This is a genomic window from Actinoplanes sp. NPDC021490, assembly GCF_055562135.1.
This window is the reverse complement of record NZ_JBVHFW010000015.1, coordinates 70,879-89,439: the sequence shown is the minus strand read 5'-3', so window position 1 is coordinate 89,439 and position 18,561 is coordinate 70,879. Positions and strand designations below refer to the sequence as shown.

The window sequence follows — 18,561 nt, the reverse complement described above, 5'->3', positions numbered from 1 at the left end:
GTGGTCCCGCCCCGGGCCTGAACAAGAGCACCATCGATGGCATGACAGCCATTGAGGTGCGCGGCCTGCGCAAGGCCTACCGGGGTCACGAGGTGGTCCGCGGCATCGATCTCGACGTGGCCCGCGGTGAGGTGTTCGCTCTGCTCGGCCCGAACGGCGCGGGCAAGACCACGACGACCGAGATCCTCGAGGGGCACCGCCGGCGTGACGGCGGCGAGGTGCGGGTGCTCGGCGCCGACCCGGGCACGGCCGGCAGCGACTGGCGGGCGCGGATCGGCATCGTGCTGCAGGACACCGACGACGCGGCCGACCTGACCGTGAGCGAGATGGTCCGGCATCTGGCCGGGTTCTATCCCGGCGCGCGACCGGCGGCCGAGGTGATCGGCCTGGTCGGGCTCGAGGAGAAGAGCCGCAGCCGCATCCGTACGCTCTCCGGCGGGCAGCGCCGCCGCCTGGACGTCGCGCTCGGCATCGTCGGCCGCCCCGAGCTGCTGTTCCTCGACGAGCCGACCACCGGGTTCGACCCCGAGGCCCGCCGCCATTTCTGGGACCTGATCCGGGCGCTGGCCTCCGAGGGCACCACGATCCTGCTCACCACCCACTACCTCGAGGAGGCCGAGGCGCTGGCCGACCGGCTGGCCGTGCTGGCCGCCGGGCAGATCGTCGCCGAGGGCACCCCGGCCGCGCTGGGCGGGCGGGCGTCGGCGGCCGCGCGGGTCACCTGGCACGAGAACGGCGTGCAGCACAGCGAGCAGGTGGCCGACCCGACGCCGCTGCTGCGCAAACTGATCGCGGCCGACACCGACCTGAGCACGCTGACCGTCACCCGGCCGACCCTCGAAGACACCTACCTCACCCTGATCGGAGCGCAGCGATGAGCACCATCACCATGGGGGTCAGCCGCGGCCACGTGGAGCTGCTCCAGTTCTTCCGGGACCGCACGGCGATGATCTTCACGTTCGCCTTCCCGGCCATGCTGCTGCTTCTGTTCGGCACGATCTTCTCCGACTCGTACGACCAGCCGGGCGTGACCGCCGCCCATGTCTTCTCGTCCAGCATGATCGCGTACGGGATCCTGACCACCGCCTTCGTCACGATGGGCTCGGGGCTGGCGCTCGACCGCGAGGACGGCACCCTCAAGCGCCTGCGCGGCACGCCGATCAGCGCCACCGCGTACGTGCTGGGGAAGTTGCTTCTGGTTCTGGCGCTCGCCGTGGCCGAGGTGGTGCTGCTGATCGGGGTCGGCGCGCTGGTCTTCGGCATGTCGCTGCCGGACGCGTCGCACTGGCTCACGTTCGCCTGGATCTTCCTGCTCTCGGTCGTCTCGTCGTCGCTGCTCGGCATGGCGGTCAGCACGATCGTCAAGCACGGCCGCACCGCCGGCGCGATCCTCAACGTCCCGGTGGTGTTCCTGCAGTTCATCTCCGGCGTGTTCATCTACCCGGTGATCCAGCTGCCGTCGTGGCTGATCACGGTCGCCTCGATCTTCCCGGTCAAGTGGATGGCCCAGGGCTTCCGGTACGTCTTCCTGCCCGACGGCATGCGCGTCAACGAGCCCGCCGGCCAGTGGGAGCTGGGTCGCATCGCCTTGGTGCTGGGGGCCTGGTGTGTGATCGGATTGGTGCTGTGCCTGGCGACGTTCCGGTGGAGCCGGTCCGACCGGTGAACGAGCCGGCCGCGGACCACAGTCCCTACTCGCACCTGTGGGACGTCTACATGGCGGTGGTCGCGGCCGGCGTGGTGACCGCGGTCCTCGCCGACGAGTCCCCGCGGCCCGCGAAGTTCGGGGCAGCCGGGGCGATCGCCGCGATGGCCGTGGTGCACGCGGTCTTCGGGCGGCGGGTGGTCCGGGCCGACCGGCAGAGCCGGGTTCTGCTCGTCGTCCACCTGGTCCTGTTCGCCACGGCGGTCGCGCTCGTGCCGGAGTCGAACTGGCTGCTCTTCGGCCTGATCCCGCTGATCTTCCAGATGGTCGTGCTGCGCCCGGCCGTGATCGGGGTGGTGCTGGCCAACGCCGTGCTGCCGGTCGCGGACCTGATCCTGGGGCGGAACGGGCTGGTCCTGAACCTCGTGATCGCGGCGATCTCCGGGGCGGCCGGCCTCTGGCTCGGCTTCTGGATCAACCACGTGATGCAGCAGAGCCAGGAACGGCAGCGGCTCATCGACGAGCTGGAAAGCAGCCGGGCCGAGGTCGCCCGGCTCTCCCGGGAGGCGGGGGTCACGGCCGAGCGGACCCGGCTCGCGGCCGAGATCCACGACACCCTCGCGCAGGGCTTCACCAGCATCATCACGCTGCTGCAGGCGGCCGACCCGGGGCTCGGGGACGAGAAGGTGGCGCTGGCCGTGCGGACCGCCCGGGAAAACCTGGCCGAGGCGCGGTCGCTCGTGGCGGCCCTTTCCCCCTCACCCCTGGCCTCGGGGTCACTTCCTTCCGCCGTACGGCGTCAGGTCGATCGTTTTCAGGAGGAGTCGGGCGTACGGGCCGGTCTGCGCGTGACCGGCGACGGACGGGTCCTGCCCACGGCGATCGAGGTGGTGCTGCTGCGAGCGGCGCAGGAGGCGCTGGCCAACGTCCGGCGGCACGCGTCCGCCCACGAGACCGCGGTGCTGCTCGCGTACACGCCGTCGTCGGTCCGCCTGGTGGTGCGCGACGATGGATGCGGATTCCGGCCCGGCGCGGCCGACGGGTACGGGCTGTCCGGGATGAGATCGCGGGTCGAGCAGGTCAGCGGGGCCGTCACGGTGCGAAGCGACCCCGGCGCCGGCACGACGATCGAAGTGGAGGTGCCGGCGTGATCCGGATCCTGCTGGTGGACGACCACCCCGTCGTCCGGCACGGGCTGCGCGGCATGCTCGAGGCCGAACCCGACCTGACCGTGGTCGGCGAGGCGTCGTCGGGACCCGAGGGCGTCGAGCAGGCGGTGGCGCTGCGTCCCGACGTGGTGCTGATGGACCTGCGGATGCCGGGCGGCGACGGGGTGACGGCCACCGAGCAGATCGTGGCCCGGGCCTCCGGCGTACGCGTCATGGTCCTGACCACCTACGAGTCGGACCGCGACATCCTGCGCGCGATCGAGGCCGGCGCCGGGGGCTACCTGCTCAAGGACGCGTCGCCGTCGGAGCTGGCCGACGCCGTCCGGGCAGCCGCCCGGGGCGAGACGGTGCTCGCCCCGAGCGTGGCGTCGTCGCTGGTCAAACAGGTCCGCAGGTCCGCCCGGCCGGCCCTGTCGGCGCGCGAGGCCGAGGTGCTGCGCCTGGTGGCGAGGGGCCTCACGAACGCCGACATCGGCAAGCAGCTGTTCATCTCCGAGGCCACCGTCAAGACCCACCTGCTGCGGTCGTTCAACAAGCTCGAGGTGGCCGACCGCACGGCGGCCGTGACGACCGCGATGGAGCACGGCCTGATCTAGGCCCTATGCCCCTTTGTCGCGGACGGTGAACGTGAAGGTCAGCCCGGACTTGCCGGCCAGCTCGCCGCCCGTGCCCAGCAGCGACACCTGGCCCTTGGCACTGATCTCGGCGCTGATCTGCACCTGTTCGAGCCGGTATTCGCCCATCGCGGCCGGCACCCCGTCCAGCACCGAGCCCATCGTGGCCAGGAACGACTCGACACGTTCGCGCAGCACCGCCGCCGGCACCTCGCCCCAGCCCAGCCGCAGCTCGTCGGCCCGGCGGAACAGGCCGCGCTCGGTGCGCCCGGCCTGCCCCTCGTCCAGGCCGAAGATGCGGACCACGTCGTCGGTCATGAGCCCTCCCGGGGTTCGATGTGCAGAGCGGGGTCGGCGTACGCCGAATAGCCCAGGCCCAGCGGATTGCCGAACCTGGTCAGCAGGTGGTTGCGGGCGTGGTGGACGGCCACGCCCAGCGGCCGGCGCATGAGGATGAACGCGGTGTAGAACGCCTCGGAGAACTCAGCCGCGACGTCGTCGGGCACTTCGACGTCGCTGCCGATGAACCCGCGGTTCTCGTTGCGCAGGAAGAGGGCCGGAAACGAGAGCGCGCTGGTGGCCGACATCCGTGACGCCCCGCACGCGTTCATCATGATCAGCGGCATGCGCATCGCCCGGCCGCTGGTGTAGTGCCGGTCAGCCAGCTGGGCGCCCAGGTCGTCGAGCCGGGCCACGACCGTACGGCCGTGGCCGCTGAGCACGATCTCGTTGCCCAGGGTGTCGTCCGAGCGGGTGTAGCAGTGGCAGGCGAAATGCTGGATCTGGTCGGGGTTCCCGGGATCCCAGATCAGATCGCCGAGGCTCGGCTCGTTCTCGTCGCACGTCGGGTAGGGCCCGGCCACCTCGACATGATCGTGCGCGGCGCCGGTGAACCACTCGAGTTCCCGGGCGGCGCCGTCCAGGCCGTCATGCCGCAGGAAGCGCACCGGAAGCCGTCCCGTCGCGCCCGGCCGCAGCTTCGCGTCCTGGGGCAGCGGCAGCGTCGCGAACGACCGCCGCACCACCGTGGAGAACCCGGCGAACTCGCCGCACGCCTCGATCAGCTGCGCCCGGTTCTTGATCCGGCGCTGCTCGCGCGGCGCGAACAGGGGAAGGTACTCGACCGGCAGCAGAGTCTTCATGTCGCCGACGCACTGCACGAGCGGCGGCGTACGCGGATCCCGGAAGCGCATCTCTCTCGTCCAGAACTCGCGGACCGCGTTGATGTTCGCCGCCGTCTGGAAGATCAGGAACATGAGCAGCATGCCGGTGCGGCGCAGCCGGTCGTAGACGTCGGCGGCCTCGGCGTCGGTGACCTCCAGACCGGGCAGCGAATCCTTCAGATCGGTCAGGCAGCCGTCCAGCGCCTTACGGGCCTCGGGCACCAGATCCGGGTCGGGCAGGGTCAGCCGCATCCCGCGCCGGAACCGCCGGCCCGCGGAGAACTGAAGGTAGGTGGCAGTCTCCGACCGCACCGCGCGGATGGTCACCGCGGCACGCTGTCGGCTCACTCGGCCACCGGGGCCTGTTCCGCCTGAGCCTCGACGTCGACCGCGATGGCCTGGATGAGCTGACCGCCCTGATAGAGCTGGAACCAGATCTGATGCCGCCCCGGCCGTTCCGGGATCGGGAAGACGAACACCGCCTCGGCGCCCTTCGCCCCCGCGACCAGCGTCTTGTGGTTCGGATGGGGGTGCAGGGTGGGGCTGTCCGCGACCGCCTCGAACTCGACCAGCAGCTCGGACCGGCCGCCCTCGATCAGGATCGGCTCCGAGATGTAGAGCTCGCCGTCGGTCTCCAGCCGGGGAGCGGCGCCCCGGGCTTTCTCGTCGCGGATGATGAAGAGCATCATCTCCAGGACGCCGCCCGCCACCGCGCTGATCATCTCGCCGGCCCGATGCCGCGGTTCGTCCTCCCCGGCGCCGCGCACGTCGATCACCATGTAACCGGTGAAATTGGTCAGCGGGGGACCGGTGACCGAGGCCTCGAGCCCCTCCTGGACGAGGTGGCCGACCCGCTCGTAGAGGGATTCCTGAAGCTCCTCGACCCGTCGGCCCAGACGGTCGGCGACGGGCGTGGCCGCGCGCTCGGCGATCCGGTCGGCCAGCCCGCTCAGCTGCTGGTCGTTCAGTTGCGGGCTGCGGACCTGTAGTTCCAGACGGTCCTGCTGGGTCCGGATGGTGCGCAGGTCGGCGGCGATCCGCCGGCTGACCTCGCCGGCGATGCCCTCGCGCAGATCGTCGATCGCCTGCGCGGGCAGCGGACTGCCGCCGTGAGTGTCGCCCGTGGACGGCACCAGCTCCTGCGCCGCATCCAGTCCCATGAGCACGCCGGCCTCGTCGGCGAACGCGCGTGGATCGCGGGGGACCGGCACCCGCAGCGATCGCGCCAGGTCGAACCGGTAGATCTCCGCGGCGTCCGCGCGCCGCCGGTACAGCTCGGACACGCGCGTGCGCAGGCTGACGAAGAGCAGGACGGCGATCAGCAGGGGGCCGGCCACCGCGAAGACGCCGGCCTGACCGGCCGGGCCGATCGGGATGACCACCGCCCAGGCCACGGTGGTGCCGATCGCGCTCGCGACCGCCGTGCGCAACACAGCCACCGACCGCTCGGCCCGCCGCAGGCGCCGGCGCGCCTCGGGCGGCAGTACGAGCTCGATCCGCGGCCACACGATGTCGAGGAGGAGCCCGGTGCGGTCGGTCAGTTCGGAGACCGTCCGGGCCACGGCGCGGGTCAGCAGCGGCCGGGCGACGCCGACGTGCCGGAAGGTGGACTGTCTCTCACGCGCGCGCAGTTGCCGGCGGACGGCTCGCAGCCGGGCCGTGATCTCTTCCCGCCCATACCGTTCGTCCGGCGACAGCCGATCCAACTGCTGCTCGAGCTGGCGCTGCTGCCAGTATTCGTCCTCGGTGGGCCGGTAAAGCCGATCGGAGTCGGCCGGTCCGCCGACCGCGAGCCACATGAGCGACACCTGCTGCAGCCCGGCCACGACGACGGACACCCCGGCGAGGACGGCGAGCGCGTCGAACAAGCGGCCCGGCTGATCGGCGACCGGGCCGGCCCCATCGGGCCACAGGACGACCAGGACCGACGCCACCGGCGCCACCAGCCCGGCGAGTTGCAGGGGCAGGGGAACACCCACGGGGGTGCGTTCGCGGAGCAGCAGGAACGTGGCGAAGCCGAGAGCGACGACCAACGGCAACGCGGCAATGCCGATGAAGATCCACAGCCCGGCCGGCCGGTCGCGCAAGCCGTTGACGACGGCGAAGGTGATCGCCGCGGCCTCGAAGGTCAGGGCGGTCAGCGAATACAGCCACGGATCGTCGCGGAACGAGAAGTCGAGGCGATACCAGACCGTGAAGGCGGCCACCGCGGCGGGCACGAGAAGGGCAAGACCGCCGGCGAGTGATCCGGCCAGCACGTGATCGCGGTTGAGCCAGGCGGCGGCGAGCACGATCAGCCCCGTCTCCAGCACGACTCCGGCGATCAGGGCGATCCACAGCCAGGCTTGCGACCCCCGCACGAGCCGGGCAGCGATCGCCGCCGCGGCCACCGCGCCCGCACACAACGCCAGGCCCAGGGTCAGCCGGCCGCCGTCGATGACGCCGATCTGGTCGCCGGTCAGGGATACGCCGAACCACCCCGCGTAGCCCGCGGCCGCGAGCAGAGCCAGGGTGCCCGCCGCCCGCAGCGAGAGCCCGACGATCCTGCGCGTATCCGCCACGCCACAGACGTATCACGACCGGTCAATGAATAGCGAGAACCGATCATTCACAGGAACCGCCAAGGGCCCGCACAGGGCAGGGCGAGGGGGAACGCGCACCGTGGTTGAGGTGTCCATCATCGGACCGCAACGAACGGAGGCAGGGATGAAACGGGAGTCCGGCCGGCGAAAGGCCGCGCTGCTCACCGGCGTCCTGGTGGCGGCCAGTGCGGTGGGGACCGCCGCCGTGGCCGTGGCCGCGCACGCGTCCGAGAAGCCCGGCGCCCCGGTCACCACGACCGACGAGCCGGCCACCAGCAGCACCGGCTCGGCGACGACCGGCGACTGGCCCTCGCTGTCCGGTGACAACGACAGCGGCGGGCAGTCCGCCACCTCCGGAGGGTCCTGACATGCCGCTCATCGAGGCCCTGCCGATCGGCGCCGGTACGACACAGTGGACGGTGTGGGGAACGATGGCCCGCGTCGTGGTCACCGTCCCCGCGCTCGTACGTGACGCGGAAAGCCTGGTCCGCGACGAGCTGGCCGCCGTCGACCGGGCCTGCAGCCGGTTCCGCGACGACTCCGAGCTGCGGCGAGCCTGCACCGGGCGGCCCGTCACCGTCAGTCCGCTGCTGGCCGAGCTGGTCGCGGCGGCGCTGACCGCGGCCCGCGAGACCGGCGGCGACGTCGACCCGACCGTGGGCGCGGCGCTGTGCGGCCTCGGCTACGACCGGGACTTCGCGGCGCTGACCGGGCGTGCGGTGGCCCCGGCTGTCCGGGTCTTCGCGGCCCCGGACTGGCGGTCGGTGCGGCTGCGCGGACACGAGCTGACCGTGCCCGACGGGGTGCTGCTGGACCTGGGCGCCACGGCCAAGGCGGTCGCCGCCGACCGGGCCGCCGCCCGGATCGCCGCCCAGCTGGGGGTGGGCGCGCTGGTCGCGCTGGGCGGGGACATCGCCACCGCTGGTCCCGGGCCCGGCGACGGCTGGCGGGTGCTGGTGCGGGACCGTCCGGACGACCCCGCTTGCACCGTACGCCTCCCGGCCGGCGCGGCCCTGGCCACGTCGAGCACCGCATCGCGCACGTGGGGGCGGCCCGGCGAGCTGCTGCACCACATCATGGACCCGCGCACCGGCCGCCCGGCCGCGCCAGTCTGGCGTACGGTCTCGGTCGCGGCCTTCTCGTGCCTGCGGGCCAACACCCTGAGCACCGCCGCGATCGTCCGCGGCCACGACGCTCCCGGCCTGCTCGGCCGCGCGCCCAGCCGGCTCGTGACCCCGGCGCTCGACGTGCTGCGGCTCGGCGGGTGGCCGGCATGACCGACGCCCTCTGGTATTTCGCGCGCGGCAGCGGAGTCGTCTCGCTGGTGCTGCTGACCGTGGTGGTCGCGCTGGGCATCGGCGCCCGCAGCGGCCGTACGGCGTTCGGTTTGCCCCGGTTCGCGGTGAGCCTGCTGCATCGCAACGCCGCCCTGCTGGCCGTCGTCCTGCTGGGCGGGCATGTTCTCGGCCTGCTCTTCGACCCGTACGCCCAGCTGCGCGTCTTCGACTTGGTGCTGCCGTTCGCGGGCAACTACCGCCCGGTCTGGCAGGGCCTGGGCACGCTGGCGTTCGACCTGATCCTGGCCATCGTGATCACCAGCCTGCTGCGGCAGCGCCTCGGTGCCCGTACGTGGCGGGTCGTGCACTGGCTGGCCTATCTGTGCTGGCCGGTCGCCCTGATGCACGGCCTCGGGACCGGCTCCGACAACGGCACGGTCTGGCTCTGGACGATCTCGGCCCTCTGCACGGCCCTGGTCGTCGCCGCCGTCGTCTGGCGCCTCACGCCCGGCTTCTCCCGCTTCCCGCAGCGCGCGACCCGCCGCATCCACCCGCGCCTGCTCCCCGGCCCGGCCGGGCTCGGTGTCCCGTCGCCGGCTCGTTCCGGCTCCTATCAGGAGGTTCGATGACCAGCGTCATTGAGGCGCCGCCCGGCGGTTCGGTGCAGCTCCGGCTGCTCGCCGACCCGGCCGGTCACCGGCTCGATCAGCACCTGTCCCGGCACGGGCGCGTGCCCACCGCCGACCTCAGCCAGGTGATCGGCATGGCCCGCGACGCCGGGCTGACCGGCCGTGGCGGCGCCGGTTTCCCGCTGTGGCGCAAGCTCGGCGCGGTCGCGGCGGCCCGCCGTCCGGCCGTCGTCATCGCGAACGGCGCCGAGGGCGAGCCGGCCAGCGGCAAGGACAAGACCCTTCTCGCGTACGCGCCGAATCTGGTTCTCGACGGCCTGCAGCTGATCGCCGCCGGGGCGCGGAGCGCTGTTCTCTACGCGCCCGCGCCGGCCCATCCCGCCCTCTCGAACCTGCTGGACCAGCGGAGATCGGCCGGGCTCGACCGGGTGCCGGTCAGGCTGGTCGCCGGGCCCGACGCGTTCGTGTCGGGGGAGGAGTCGGCGGTGGCGTCGGCCGTCGCGGGCCGGGCCGCCGTGCCGGCCGACAAGCTGGTGCGCCTCACCGATTCCGGCCCGGACGGCTCGCCGACGCTGGTGCAGAACGTCGAGACGCTCGCGCATCTGGCCCTGATCGCGCGCTACGGGCCGGGGTGGTTCCGGACGGCGGGCACCGGCGACGAGCCGGGCACGTTCCTGGCCACGGTCAGTGGTGCGGTCGCGTCACCCGGGGTGGTCGAGGCGGGCTACGGGGTGGCGCTGGGTGATCTGATCGCGGCCGCGGGCGGAGCCACGGCGCCCCTGAGCGCGGTGCTGGTCGGCGGGTATCACGGCGGCTGGGTGCCGGCCGATCCGGCGCTGCCGATCAGCCGGGCCGGGCTGAGCCCGTACGGGGGAAGTCCCGGCGCCGGTGTCATCGTGGCGCTGCCCGCGGGGGCCTGCGGGCTGGCCGAGACCGCCACGATCGCGGGCTATCTGGCCGGGCAGGTGGCCGGTCAGTGCGGGCCCTGCGTCAACGGCCTGCCGCGCCTGGCGGGCACGCTGGCCGACCTGGCTCACCGGCGCCGCCGTCCCGGGTTGCCGTCCGAGGTCGACCGGCTGGCCCGGCTGGTCACCGGCCGCGGCGCGTGCCGTCACCCCGACGGCACGGCCCGGTTGATCTCCAGCGCGATGCGCGCCTTCGACGCGGACGTCGCCGCGCACCTGGCGGGACGCTGCCTGGCCGAGGAGGGTCAGCGATGAAACTGCACATCGACTGGACCGCATGTGACGGCCGCGGCCTCTGCGCCGAGCTGGTGCCCGAGCTGCTGGCCGAGGACGACTGGGGCTATCCCGTTCCGCGCGGAGACATGACCGTGCCGCCGGCCCGGGAGCCGGCGGCACGTCAAGCGGTGGACCGATGCCCGGCCCTGGCCCTGCGCCTGGTCAGCGCACGGCCAGCGCCCGCTTCATCGTGAAGAACAGGTCGGTCTGGTTGGTCACGCCGAGCACGTTGGCTGCCTGCGGGCCGCCCGCGGCGATCCGCACCTCGGTGCCGGTGTGCTGCTGCGAGCCGGTGATCTCCGAGGTGGCGTAGCTGATCGTCATGTTGGCGTTGTCGTGGGTGATCAGCGTGGCCGTGTAGCCGAGGGTCGCCTCCTCGACGATCTGGCTGGTGTGCCCGTGGTCGGCGGTGACGACGACCAGGGTGTCCGGGTTCCGCTTCTGATACTCGAGCACCTTCTTGATCGCGGCGTCGAACGCCACGGTCTCGCCGATCTGGCCGCACGGGTTGGCCGCGTGGTCCTGCTTGTCGATCGAGGCGCCCTCGATCTGCAGGAAGAAGCCCTTGCGGCTGTGCCGGGTCTGCTTGTCCAGCACGTCCAGCGCCTTCGAGGCCATGTCGACCAGGTGCGGCTGCGACGCCGTACGCGCGGTGTTCACGGCACACTTGGCCGGCTCGGTCCCGGTGCGGGTCGGCTTCGGGCCCACCCACTCGAGGTCCATGTTGTTCTTGGCGAACGCGCCCAGGATCGGCTTGTCGCCCGGGGCCGCGGCCAGCCCGGCGGCGTCGGTGACGACGTGATAGCCGTTGGCCTGGGCCTGCTGGACGACGGTCTGACCCTTGTACTTACCGGCCTTGACGGTCTGGTCGAAGTACTGCTTGCCCCCGCCCAGCAGCAGGTCCGGCTTGGTCTGCACGAGCTGCTCGGCGATCGAGCCGGCGCCGCCGTTGACCTTGTCGTTGACGGCGCAGGTGGCCATCGCGTCCGGGCCCTTGCAGTCGCGGTTGACGACGTGCGAGCCGGGCACGGCCGGGGTCGCGTCCTGCAGCTCGGCCGTGGTCACATCGCCGGTCCGGTAGCCGGCCGCCTTGGCCAGCTCGAGGATCGTCGGCTTGGGCTTGCCGTCCGGGGTCACCGAGATCGCGCCGTTGTAGGTCTTGTGGCCGGTCGCCCAGCCGCTGCCCGACGCGGCCGAGTCGGTCACGTAGTCGGGCTTGGCCGGGTCGTCCTTCTGCACCGCGTACGTGGTGTAGGCGCCGGTCAGCGGCAGCTTGTCCATCGCCAGGCGGCCGTCCGCGCCGACCTGGTAGTTGCGGGCGATGGTGATCTCGCTGTCGCCCATGCCGTCCCCGATGAGCAGGATGACGTTGCGGGCCGAGCCGCCCTTGATCGCCTGCTTGGCGGCCCAGGTGTTGTCCTGGTGCGCGTCACCGGCCAGCGCGGCCGAGGGCACCGCGACGACCGCGGCCGCCACCAGAGCCAGCGTCTTTTTCGAACGCAGGACATTCATTGATGCGCACTCCAATATGCGTGGAAGCTTCCGTCGGCCTCACGCCATCAGCCGTATCCGGCCACCAGGTGACTTCCGGGTGACGGGACGGCCAACTCGGGCCGGATGGGACGTTGAGGATGAACGGGCAACAACCATGCGCTGTCAATTTCCTGAGATCGGCGCGACTCGTAAGTGGAGACGATTCCCCGTTTGGTCGCGGCGTTTAAGCTCGGCCGGTGCTCAGGGTCGTGCGGCTGGTGCTCGCGGTGGCGATCAGTGCTGCCGCGGTCCTCGGGGTGGTCCGGCTGGTGACTCCGGCCGACGGGGATTCCGGCGTACGGCGGCAATTGGCTTTTCTGCGGCACGAGCTCGAGTCGGGCGCGGGCGAAGATGCGCAAGAGCTCTTCCCCGAGGGCTATTTCTTCCTGCACGCCATGTACGGGTTGACCGCGGTCGATCTCGGCGAGGTGGACGACGCGCGGTGGGCGCTGTCGCGGCTCGAATCGGACGCCGGCCGGGCGCCGTTCCTCGGTGAGATGCCGCTGCGGTACGGCGTGTTCTACCGCGGCTGGGTCAACTGGCTGCGCGGCGGCATCGTCGCCCTCGCCCACGACCCCGCCGAGCAGGCCCGCTTCGAACAGGACTCGGCCGAGATCGGCGCCGCCTTCGACGCCTCCCCGACGCCCTACCTGGCCTCCTATCCCGGCCAGGCGTGGCCGGTCGACTCGATCGTCGCGATGGCCTCGCTGGCCCTGCACGACAAGCTGATCCGGGCGGTCCACGACGTCACCGAGATCCGCTGGCTGGCCAACGTGCAGGCCCGGCTCGACCCGGCGACCCAGCTGATCCCGCACACGGCCGACCTCGACACGGGCGCGCCCACCTCCGGTGCGCAAGGCACCTCACAATCCCTGATCAACCGCTTCCTGCCGGAAATCGACCCGGAGTTCGCTTCACAGCAATACATCCGATTCCGTACGTGGTTCCTCGACGCGCCGCTCGGCCTGGGCCCGACAGTCCGCGAACATCCCCTCGGCGTCTCCGGTCCCGCGAACGTCGACTCGGGTCCGCTGGTCCTCGGCACAAGCCTGTCGGCCACGGTCGTAGCCATCGGCGCCGCCAAGGTGCACGGCGACTCCTCGCTGGCCACCGGCCTGTCCCAGTTCGGTGAGGTGGCCGGCCTGCCGGTCTCCACCCCGTGGACCAAGCGCTACGCCTTCGGCGCGGCCCCCATCGGCGACGCCTTCCTGGCCTGGTCGAAGACCGCCCGCCCGTGGGTGGCCGCCGAAGCTGCCGAGCCTGCGAGCCGCTTCCTCTCCCGCTGGTGGCGCCTGCCCTTGCTGACGTTCTTCCTCGCCGTGGGCGTCGCCCCCTGGCTGCTCGGCGCGGCCCTGCGTCGCCGTCGCCCGTCGTCCGCGTAACGACCCGGCCTGCCGGGTCGCGCTCGACCGTGCCCGCCGCGGCTCTACGCGGACGTCGATGCTTGAGCCCTCCCAAGGCCGCATCTGGGGGCTCTACGGGCCGGTAACACTGGGCCGTTAGGCCGATTTAAGCCGAAAAAAGCGTTCCGCCGGTAACGAGGCGATAGGCCGGTTAGATTACGGAAGGCGAGAAGCCGGATCTTTCTCGGCTTTCCAACGCTGCTCAGGCCGGCGCTCTGCCGGTTCCCCGAGCCCGCCCATCGGTTCGGTACCCGAACAGGCAAACCCGCTGCAAGGCGGGGACGCAAAGCCAGGGGCCTCCCAAACGGAGGCAGCCCAGCCGCCGAAGGAGAAACAAACACATGCGCTATCCCAAAGCCCATGCAGACTCGAGCGGCTCGGTTCCGTTCGCGCTGTTCGGCAAGAAATCCGTGCGGACAGTCATGTCCGCCGCGGTCGCCGCCGTCATCGGCGTTGCGCCCGCACTCGTCTATTCCGCTCCGGCAATGGCCGCACCGAACGACCTGACGTTCACTGTCGCGAACCCGACGGCCGCCGAGGGCGGCAGCTTCACGATCAACTACACCTACACGGGCAGCGGCGCGTCCTACAGCCTTGTCGGCGCTCCGGGCGGCCCCGGTGGCGCTGTAGCAGGCGTGGGCAACGACTACACATTCGTCGCCTCCACCCTGACCAACTTGGGGGATGGATCCGGCCTCAACACCCCCGTCACCGGCACGATCACCGTCAACGCGCTGACCGACATGGCCTACGAGGGTGATGAGACCTTCACCCTTACTGCCACCGAAGGTGGCCTTGGCGGTGACACCGAGGTGGCGACGCTGACGATCACCGACGTTTCGGCGCCGACCTTCAGCCTGACCAGCACGGCGACTGCCACGCCCGTTCCGGAGCCGGCCTCGCCCACCACCACGACCGCCAACGTCGTGGCGACGCTGACGAACGGCTGGACGGCCGAGAAGGACTTCGCCGTCAGCCTCAACACCCTTGACGGCACGGCGACGTCGGCGACCGACTACACCGCGCTGAACAGCGACACCCTGACCATCGGCAAGGGCACGATCACCGACTCCCTGCCGGTCACGATCAAGGGTGACGGTCTGAAGGACAGCGCGCTCGTCGAGCAGTTCTCCGTGATCGGCACCGGGCCGACGGCCGGCGCGCCGGTGCCGGTGACCATCAAGATCCAGGACAACGCGGCGGATGTCCTGCCGCCGAAGCTGACGCTCGTGGCTCCGGGCGCTAGCGCCGAGGAAGGCGGCAACGCTACCTTCACAGTGCATGCGGATCACGGATCAGACCTGCCCGTGACGGTCAACTGGCAGACGCTCGACCCCACCCCAGCCAGCGGTCACGGAACCGCGACCGCCGGCACGGACTTCACCTACCCGGCGAGTGCGGGCAGCCGTCTGGTCACGTTCGATGCCGGTGGCACCGACAAGACCTTCAACGTGGCCACCCTCGAGGACAGCTCCTTCGAAGGCCCCGAGGACTTCAAGATCGGGCTGACGACTCCGTCGAGCAACGCCGAGCTGAACACGACCAACACGACGGCGCAGGGCACGATCGTCGACAAGGGCACGCAGGCCGTCACGATCACCCCGATCAAGGTCGATGAGGGAAACAGCGGCACCAAGTGGGCGACCTTCACCGCGACGCTGAAGCAGGCGTCGACCAAGGAAGTGAAGGTTGAGTGGGAGACGGCCGACAGCACGGCCAAGGCGGCGCTGGACTACGTCAAGACCAACGGCACGCTGACCTTCCCGGCCAACACCCTGTCGCAGACCTTCACGGTCGGTGTCATCGGCGACACGATCGACGAGGGTGACGGCGAGGCGTTCAGGATCAGGTCGTGGTCCACCGATCTGGGCATCGACATGCCGGTCGCGACCGACATCGCGATCACCGACGACGACGCCGCGCCGACCTTCACGTTCAACAACCTGAGCGTCAAGGAAGGCAAGACGCCGAACGCGGTCCTGGTTCCGATCACGCTGAGCAACGCCAGCGCGAGCGCCATCTCGTTCGACATCAACGACCTGATGGACGGAACGGCCTCGGACTCGTTCTCGGCCGGGACCATCGGATCCGGCGACTACACCCTGCTGACCGGTGGTACTGACGCGGTCACGATCCAGGCCGGCCAGACCGAGGGCTACGTCGTGGTGCTCGTCAACGGCGACGAGATCTTCGAGAAGACCGAGACGGTCAACCTCCGGGCCACCCCGGCGACGGCCAGCCAGCCCAACCTCGCGGTCACGTCCGTGGCGGCGAAGCCGGCGACGCTCACGCTCGAGAACGACGACAAGGCGCCTGACCTCGAGGTCAACAACGTCATCGGCAAGGAAGGCGAGACGGTCAACGTCACGGCCACCGTCACCGGTGTCTCGGACGACAAGACCACGCTCACCGTCATCTTCACCGGCAAGGCCGCTGACCGGATGCGGGCCGCCGACGCGAGCGACTTCGTGAACCCGGGCGCCAAGCAGATCGAGATCATCCGGGGCACGGTTCCCGGCACGGTCCTCGATGTGGCCAAGGTTCAGCTGGTCGCCGACCAGGCGAAGGAGCCGGCCGAGAGCATCGTGGCCTCGGGCTACGGCAGCAACAACATCGGCACTGTGACTGATGGCGTCATCACGATCGCCGCGCAGGACGGCAGCACCGTGCCGGGCGAGCCGGGTGGCGAGGAGCCGGGTGGCGAGGAGCCGGGTGAGGCTCCCAAGCCGACCATCAGCGCTCCGACCCGGGTGACCGGTCCGTCGACCGTCGAGGTCGAGGGCACCGTTTCTGCCAACGCGCAGGTTCAGGTCTGGGGCGGCGCGGTCGGCAGTGGCGCGCTCAAGTGGATCAAGAACATCACCGCTGACAAGGACGGCTACTACTGGTTCGAGCAGCGGATCAACTCGGGCTACCGGTTCGCCACCATGTCGCGGGACATGAAGTCGAACGAGGTCGCCGTCTGGATGACCCAGAAGCCGGTGTTCGTGGTTTCCACCACCAGCCGGGGCCAGCTGAACCTGGGCGTCAAGGGCAACCCGTCCTGGGCCGGTCAGACCGCCGCCGTTCAGCAGTGGGTGAACGGCGCCTGGGTGACCAAGTGGAGCGGCAAGACCGGCGCCGACGGCGTCTGGCGCGGCTCGCCCAAGTTCAAGTCGGGCACCTCGGTCGTCCTGCGGGCCTGGGTTGGCGGCGAGCCCGGCAAGGGCACCCTGCCGGCCTTCACCGAGCAGATCCGGAGCACCGTCCGGTAACTAGCACCACCTGATCCAACGAAGACGGGGGCGGCCACTCGGCCGCCCCCGTCGCCTTTGCGGAACCCGTCAGTCGACCTCGGCCACGGCCTGCGCGAACTGCGCCGAATACAACCGGGCATACGCGCCGCGCGCCGCGATCAGCGAATCGTGGGTGCCCTGCTCGACGATCTGCCCGTTCTCCATCACGAGGATGACGTCGGCGTCGCGGATCGTGGACAGGCGGTGCGCGATCACGAACGACGTGCGGCCCTCGCGCAGCGTGGCCATGGCCCGCTGGATCAGCACCTCCGTACGGGTGTCGACCGAGCTCGTGGCCTCGTCGAGGATCAGGATCGACGGCTCGGCCAGGAACGCCCGGGCGATCGTGATCAGCTGCTTCTGGCCGGCGCTGACGTTCGAGCCCTCCTCGTCGATCACCGTCTCGTAGCCGTCCGGCAGCATGCGCACGAAGGCGTCGACGTGGGCCGCCTCGGCCGCCGCCTGCACCGATGCCATGTCGAAGGAGTCGGCCCCGTACGCGATGTTCTCGGCGATCGTCCCGCCGAACAGCCAGGTGTCCTGCAGCACCATCCCGATCTCCTCGCGCAGCTGCTCGCGCGGCATCGTGGCGATGTCGACGCCGTCGAGCAGGATCCGCCCGGAGTCGACGTCGTAGAAACGCATCAGCAGGTTGACCAGCGTGGTCTTGCCCGCGCCGGTCGGTCCGACGATGGCCACGGTCTGGCCGGGCTGCACGTCCAGCGACAGATCGGTGATGAGCGGCTTGTCGGAAACGTAGCGGAACGACACCTTGTCGAAGACGATCTCCCCGCGCACCCGGTCGAGAGCGACAGAAGGCGGCTCGGGGGACTGCTCGGGCGCGTCCAGCAGGGCGAACACCCGCTCGGCCGAGGCCACCCCGGACTGGATCAGGTTGGCCATCGACGCGACCTGGGTGAGCGGCTGGCTGAACTGCCGCGAGTACTGGATGAAGGCCTGCACCTCGCCCAGCGACAGCGAACCCGACGCCACCCGCAGGCCGCCGACCACCGCCACCAGGACGTAGTTCACGTTGCTGACGAACATCATGGCCGGCTGGATCAGGCCGCTGATGAACTGCGCGCGGAACGACGACGCGTACAACTTGTCGTTGTGCTCCCGGAAGACCTCGGACGCCTCGTCCTGCCGCCCGAACACCTTGACCAGTGAGTGCCCGGTGAACATCTCCTCGATGTGCCCGTTGAGCCGGCCGGTGGTGGCCCACTGCGCGACGAAGTTGGGCTGCGAGCGTTTGCCCACCGCGGTGGTGATGAAGAACGAGACCGGCACCGTGACCAGCGCGATCAGGGCCAGCAGGGGCGAGATCCAGAACATCGCGCCGAGCACGCCGATGATCATCAGCAGCGACGTGATGAGCTGCGCGAACGTCTGTTGCAGGGTCTGCGCGATGTTGTCGGTGTCGTTGGTGGCCCGGCTGAGCACCTCGCCGCGGGGCTGCTGGTCGAAATACGACAGCGGCAGCCGGGACAGCTTGGCCTCGACCTCCTGCCGCAGCTGGTAGACCGCGGTCTGCACGACGTGCGCGGTGATCCGGCCCTGCAGGATGCCGAACAGCCACGCGAAGACATAGACGATCGCGACCCAGGCGAGGACGCGGGCCAGCTGGTCGAAGTCGATGCCCCGGCCGGGCGTGAAGTCGACCGCCGAGAGCAGGTCGGCCTGGGTGTTCTCGCCCCGGGCACGCAGGCCGGACACCACGTCGGCCTTGGTCACGCCGGTCTCGAACATCTGCCCGATCACGCCGCGGAAGATCACGTCGGTGGCGTGGCCCAGCAGGTAGGGGCCGGCCACGGACAGGGCGACGCTGACCGCGCCGGCCAGCATCACGAAGCCGACCAGCATCCGCTGCGGCTTGAGCCGGGCCAGCAGACGCTTGGTGGAGCCCTTGAAGTCCTGCAGTTTCTCGGTCGGGGCCGGCCCCGCCATCATGCGCATGGCGGGCGGGCCCCCTACGGGCGGTCCGGGTCGACGAGGCGCGGTCATAGCTGAACCCCCTGGGCAATCGCTCC

General features: G+C 70.8%; 16 protein-coding genes and 1 riboswitch. Of the genes, 11 read left to right on the top strand and 5 right to left on the bottom strand.

Annotation, left to right across the window (positions count from 1 at the left end):
* Positions 1-41 precede the first annotated feature (41 nt).
* The 4 genes from ACZ3I4_RS33005 to ACZ3I4_RS32990 are packed head-to-tail and all read left to right on the top strand — an operon-like array spanning position 42 to position 3,410.
* Positions 42-878: an ABC transporter ATP-binding protein gene (locus ACZ3I4_RS33005; protein ID WP_465385972.1), complete on the top strand. Its 837-nt coding sequence runs from the start codon at positions 42-44 to the stop codon at positions 876-878.
* Entirely contained in the window at positions 875-1,666 is a 792-nt protein-coding gene (locus ACZ3I4_RS33000) for an ABC transporter permease (RefSeq protein ID WP_465385971.1), read from the top strand. The genes ACZ3I4_RS33005 and ACZ3I4_RS33000 overlap by 4 nt, the downstream gene beginning before the upstream one ends.
* Positions 1,663-2,796 carry a sensor histidine kinase gene (locus ACZ3I4_RS32995; RefSeq protein ID WP_465385970.1) on the top strand — a complete coding sequence of 378 codons (1,134 nt, stop codon included), beginning with the start codon at positions 1,663-1,665 and terminating at the stop codon, positions 2,794-2,796. The genes ACZ3I4_RS33000 and ACZ3I4_RS32995 overlap by 4 nt, the downstream gene beginning before the upstream one ends.
* Positions 2,793-3,410, top strand: a complete 618-nt coding sequence (locus ACZ3I4_RS32990; protein WP_465385969.1) for a response regulator — start codon at positions 2,793-2,795, stop codon at positions 3,408-3,410. The genes ACZ3I4_RS32995 and ACZ3I4_RS32990 overlap by 4 nt, the downstream gene beginning before the upstream one ends.
* Positions 3,411-3,413: 3 nt before the next feature.
* On the opposite strand, the gene ACZ3I4_RS32985 is transcribed toward ACZ3I4_RS32990, so the two are convergent.
* Genes ACZ3I4_RS32985 through ACZ3I4_RS32975 form a run of 3 tightly spaced genes read right to left on the bottom strand, consistent with a single transcriptional unit; the run spans position 3,414 to position 7,152 of the window.
* The gene (locus ACZ3I4_RS32985) at positions 3,414-3,746 is read right to left on the bottom strand and encodes a Pepco domain-containing protein (RefSeq protein WP_465385968.1); all 333 of its coding nucleotides are present in this window, start codon (positions 3,744-3,746) and stop codon (positions 3,414-3,416) included.
* Complete coding sequence (locus tag ACZ3I4_RS32980; protein ID WP_465385967.1) at positions 3,743-4,939, bottom strand: CHAT domain-containing protein; 1,197 nt, start codon at positions 4,937-4,939, stop codon at positions 3,743-3,745. The genes ACZ3I4_RS32985 and ACZ3I4_RS32980 overlap by 4 nt, the downstream gene beginning before the upstream one ends.
* The gene (locus ACZ3I4_RS32975) at positions 4,936-7,152 is read right to left on the bottom strand and encodes a hypothetical protein (protein ID WP_465385966.1); all 2,217 of its coding nucleotides are present in this window, start codon (positions 7,150-7,152) and stop codon (positions 4,936-4,938) included. Before ACZ3I4_RS32975 ends, ACZ3I4_RS32980 begins: the two co-directional genes overlap by 4 nt.
* A gap of 145 nt (positions 7,153-7,297) precedes the next feature.
* On the opposite strand from ACZ3I4_RS32975, the gene ACZ3I4_RS32970 reads away from it, so the two are divergent.
* Genes ACZ3I4_RS32970 through ACZ3I4_RS32950 form a run of 5 tightly spaced genes read left to right on the top strand, consistent with a single transcriptional unit; the run spans position 7,298 to position 10,514 of the window.
* Complete coding sequence (locus ACZ3I4_RS32970) at positions 7,298-7,540, top strand: hypothetical protein (RefSeq protein ID WP_465385965.1); 243 nt, start codon at positions 7,298-7,300, stop codon at positions 7,538-7,540.
* A 1-nt stretch (position 7,541) separates the two neighbouring features.
* On the top strand, positions 7,542-8,450 hold the full coding sequence (locus ACZ3I4_RS32965; protein WP_465385964.1) for an FAD:protein FMN transferase: 909 nt from the start codon (positions 7,542-7,544) through the stop codon (positions 8,448-8,450).
* The gene (locus tag ACZ3I4_RS32960) at positions 8,447-9,079 is read left to right on the top strand and encodes a ferric reductase-like transmembrane domain-containing protein (RefSeq protein WP_465385963.1); all 633 of its coding nucleotides are present in this window, start codon (positions 8,447-8,449) and stop codon (positions 9,077-9,079) included. The genes ACZ3I4_RS32965 and ACZ3I4_RS32960 overlap by 4 nt, the downstream gene beginning before the upstream one ends.
* Entirely contained in the window at positions 9,076-10,299 is a 1,224-nt protein-coding gene (locus ACZ3I4_RS32955; RefSeq protein ID WP_465385962.1) for an NADH-ubiquinone oxidoreductase-F iron-sulfur binding region domain-containing protein, read from the top strand. Before ACZ3I4_RS32960 ends, ACZ3I4_RS32955 begins: the two co-directional genes overlap by 4 nt.
* Positions 10,296-10,514, top strand: a complete 219-nt coding sequence (locus tag ACZ3I4_RS32950; RefSeq protein ID WP_465385961.1) for a ferredoxin — start codon at positions 10,296-10,298, stop codon at positions 10,512-10,514. The genes ACZ3I4_RS32955 and ACZ3I4_RS32950 overlap by 4 nt, the downstream gene beginning before the upstream one ends.
* On the opposite strand, the gene phoA is transcribed toward ACZ3I4_RS32950, so the two are convergent.
* A complete protein-coding gene (phoA, locus tag ACZ3I4_RS32945; protein WP_465385960.1) occupies positions 10,483-11,832 on the bottom strand; it encodes an alkaline phosphatase in 1,350 nt (449 codons plus the stop codon). The genes ACZ3I4_RS32950 and phoA overlap by 32 nt on opposite strands.
* Before the next feature lie 218 nt (positions 11,833-12,050).
* On the opposite strand from phoA, the gene ACZ3I4_RS32940 reads away from it, so the two are divergent.
* Both ACZ3I4_RS32940 and ACZ3I4_RS32935 read left to right on the top strand, forming a co-directional pair.
* Entirely contained in the window at positions 12,051-13,235 is a 1,185-nt protein-coding gene (locus ACZ3I4_RS32940) for a hypothetical protein (RefSeq protein ID WP_465385959.1), read from the top strand.
* Between the two features lie 269 nt (positions 13,236-13,504).
* Positions 13,505-13,583: riboswitch (cyclic di-GMP riboswitch) on the top strand.
* A 14-nt stretch (positions 13,584-13,597) separates the two neighbouring features.
* The gene (locus ACZ3I4_RS32935) at positions 13,598-16,510 is read left to right on the top strand and encodes a Calx-beta domain-containing protein (RefSeq protein WP_465385958.1); all 2,913 of its coding nucleotides are present in this window, start codon (positions 13,598-13,600) and stop codon (positions 16,508-16,510) included.
* 69 nt (positions 16,511-16,579) lie between these two features.
* Here the strand turns inward: ACZ3I4_RS32935 and ACZ3I4_RS32930 are convergent, their stop codons facing one another.
* Entirely contained in the window at positions 16,580-18,535 is a 1,956-nt protein-coding gene (locus tag ACZ3I4_RS32930) for an ABC transporter ATP-binding protein (RefSeq protein WP_465385957.1), read from the bottom strand.
* Positions 18,536-18,561: the final 26 nt, after the last annotated feature.

Bases quoted from the DNA above. Each gene is read 5' to 3' on its own strand.
- ACZ3I4_RS32965 (WP_465385964.1), top strand. From the start codon at position 7,542: ATGCCGCTCATCGAGGCCCTGCCGATCGGCGCCGGTACGACACAGTGG.
- ACZ3I4_RS32950 (WP_465385961.1), top strand. From the start codon at position 10,296: ATGAAACTGCACATCGACTGGACCGCATGTGACGGCCGCGGCCTCTGC.
- ACZ3I4_RS32955 (WP_465385962.1), top strand. From the start codon at position 9,076: ATGACCAGCGTCATTGAGGCGCCGCCCGGCGGTTCGGTGCAGCTCCGG.
- ACZ3I4_RS32970 (WP_465385965.1), top strand. From the start codon at position 7,298: ATGAAACGGGAGTCCGGCCGGCGAAAGGCCGCGCTGCTCACCGGCGTC.
- phoA (WP_465385960.1), bottom strand. From the start codon at position 11,832: ATGAATGTCCTGCGTTCGAAAAAGACGCTGGCTCTGGTGGCGGCCGCG.
- ACZ3I4_RS33005 (WP_465385972.1), top strand. From the start codon at position 42: ATGACAGCCATTGAGGTGCGCGGCCTGCGCAAGGCCTACCGGGGTCAC.
- ACZ3I4_RS32960 (WP_465385963.1), top strand. From the start codon at position 8,447: ATGACCGACGCCCTCTGGTATTTCGCGCGCGGCAGCGGAGTCGTCTCG.
- ACZ3I4_RS32985 (WP_465385968.1), bottom strand. From the start codon at position 3,746: ATGACCGACGACGTGGTCCGCATCTTCGGCCTGGACGAGGGGCAGGCC.
- ACZ3I4_RS33000 (WP_465385971.1), top strand. From the start codon at position 875: ATGAGCACCATCACCATGGGGGTCAGCCGCGGCCACGTGGAGCTGCTC.
- ACZ3I4_RS32935 (WP_465385958.1), top strand. From the start codon at position 13,598: ATGCGCTATCCCAAAGCCCATGCAGACTCGAGCGGCTCGGTTCCGTTC.
- ACZ3I4_RS32930 (WP_465385957.1), bottom strand. From the start codon at position 18,535: ATGACCGCGCCTCGTCGACCCGGACCGCCCGTAGGGGGCCCGCCCGCC.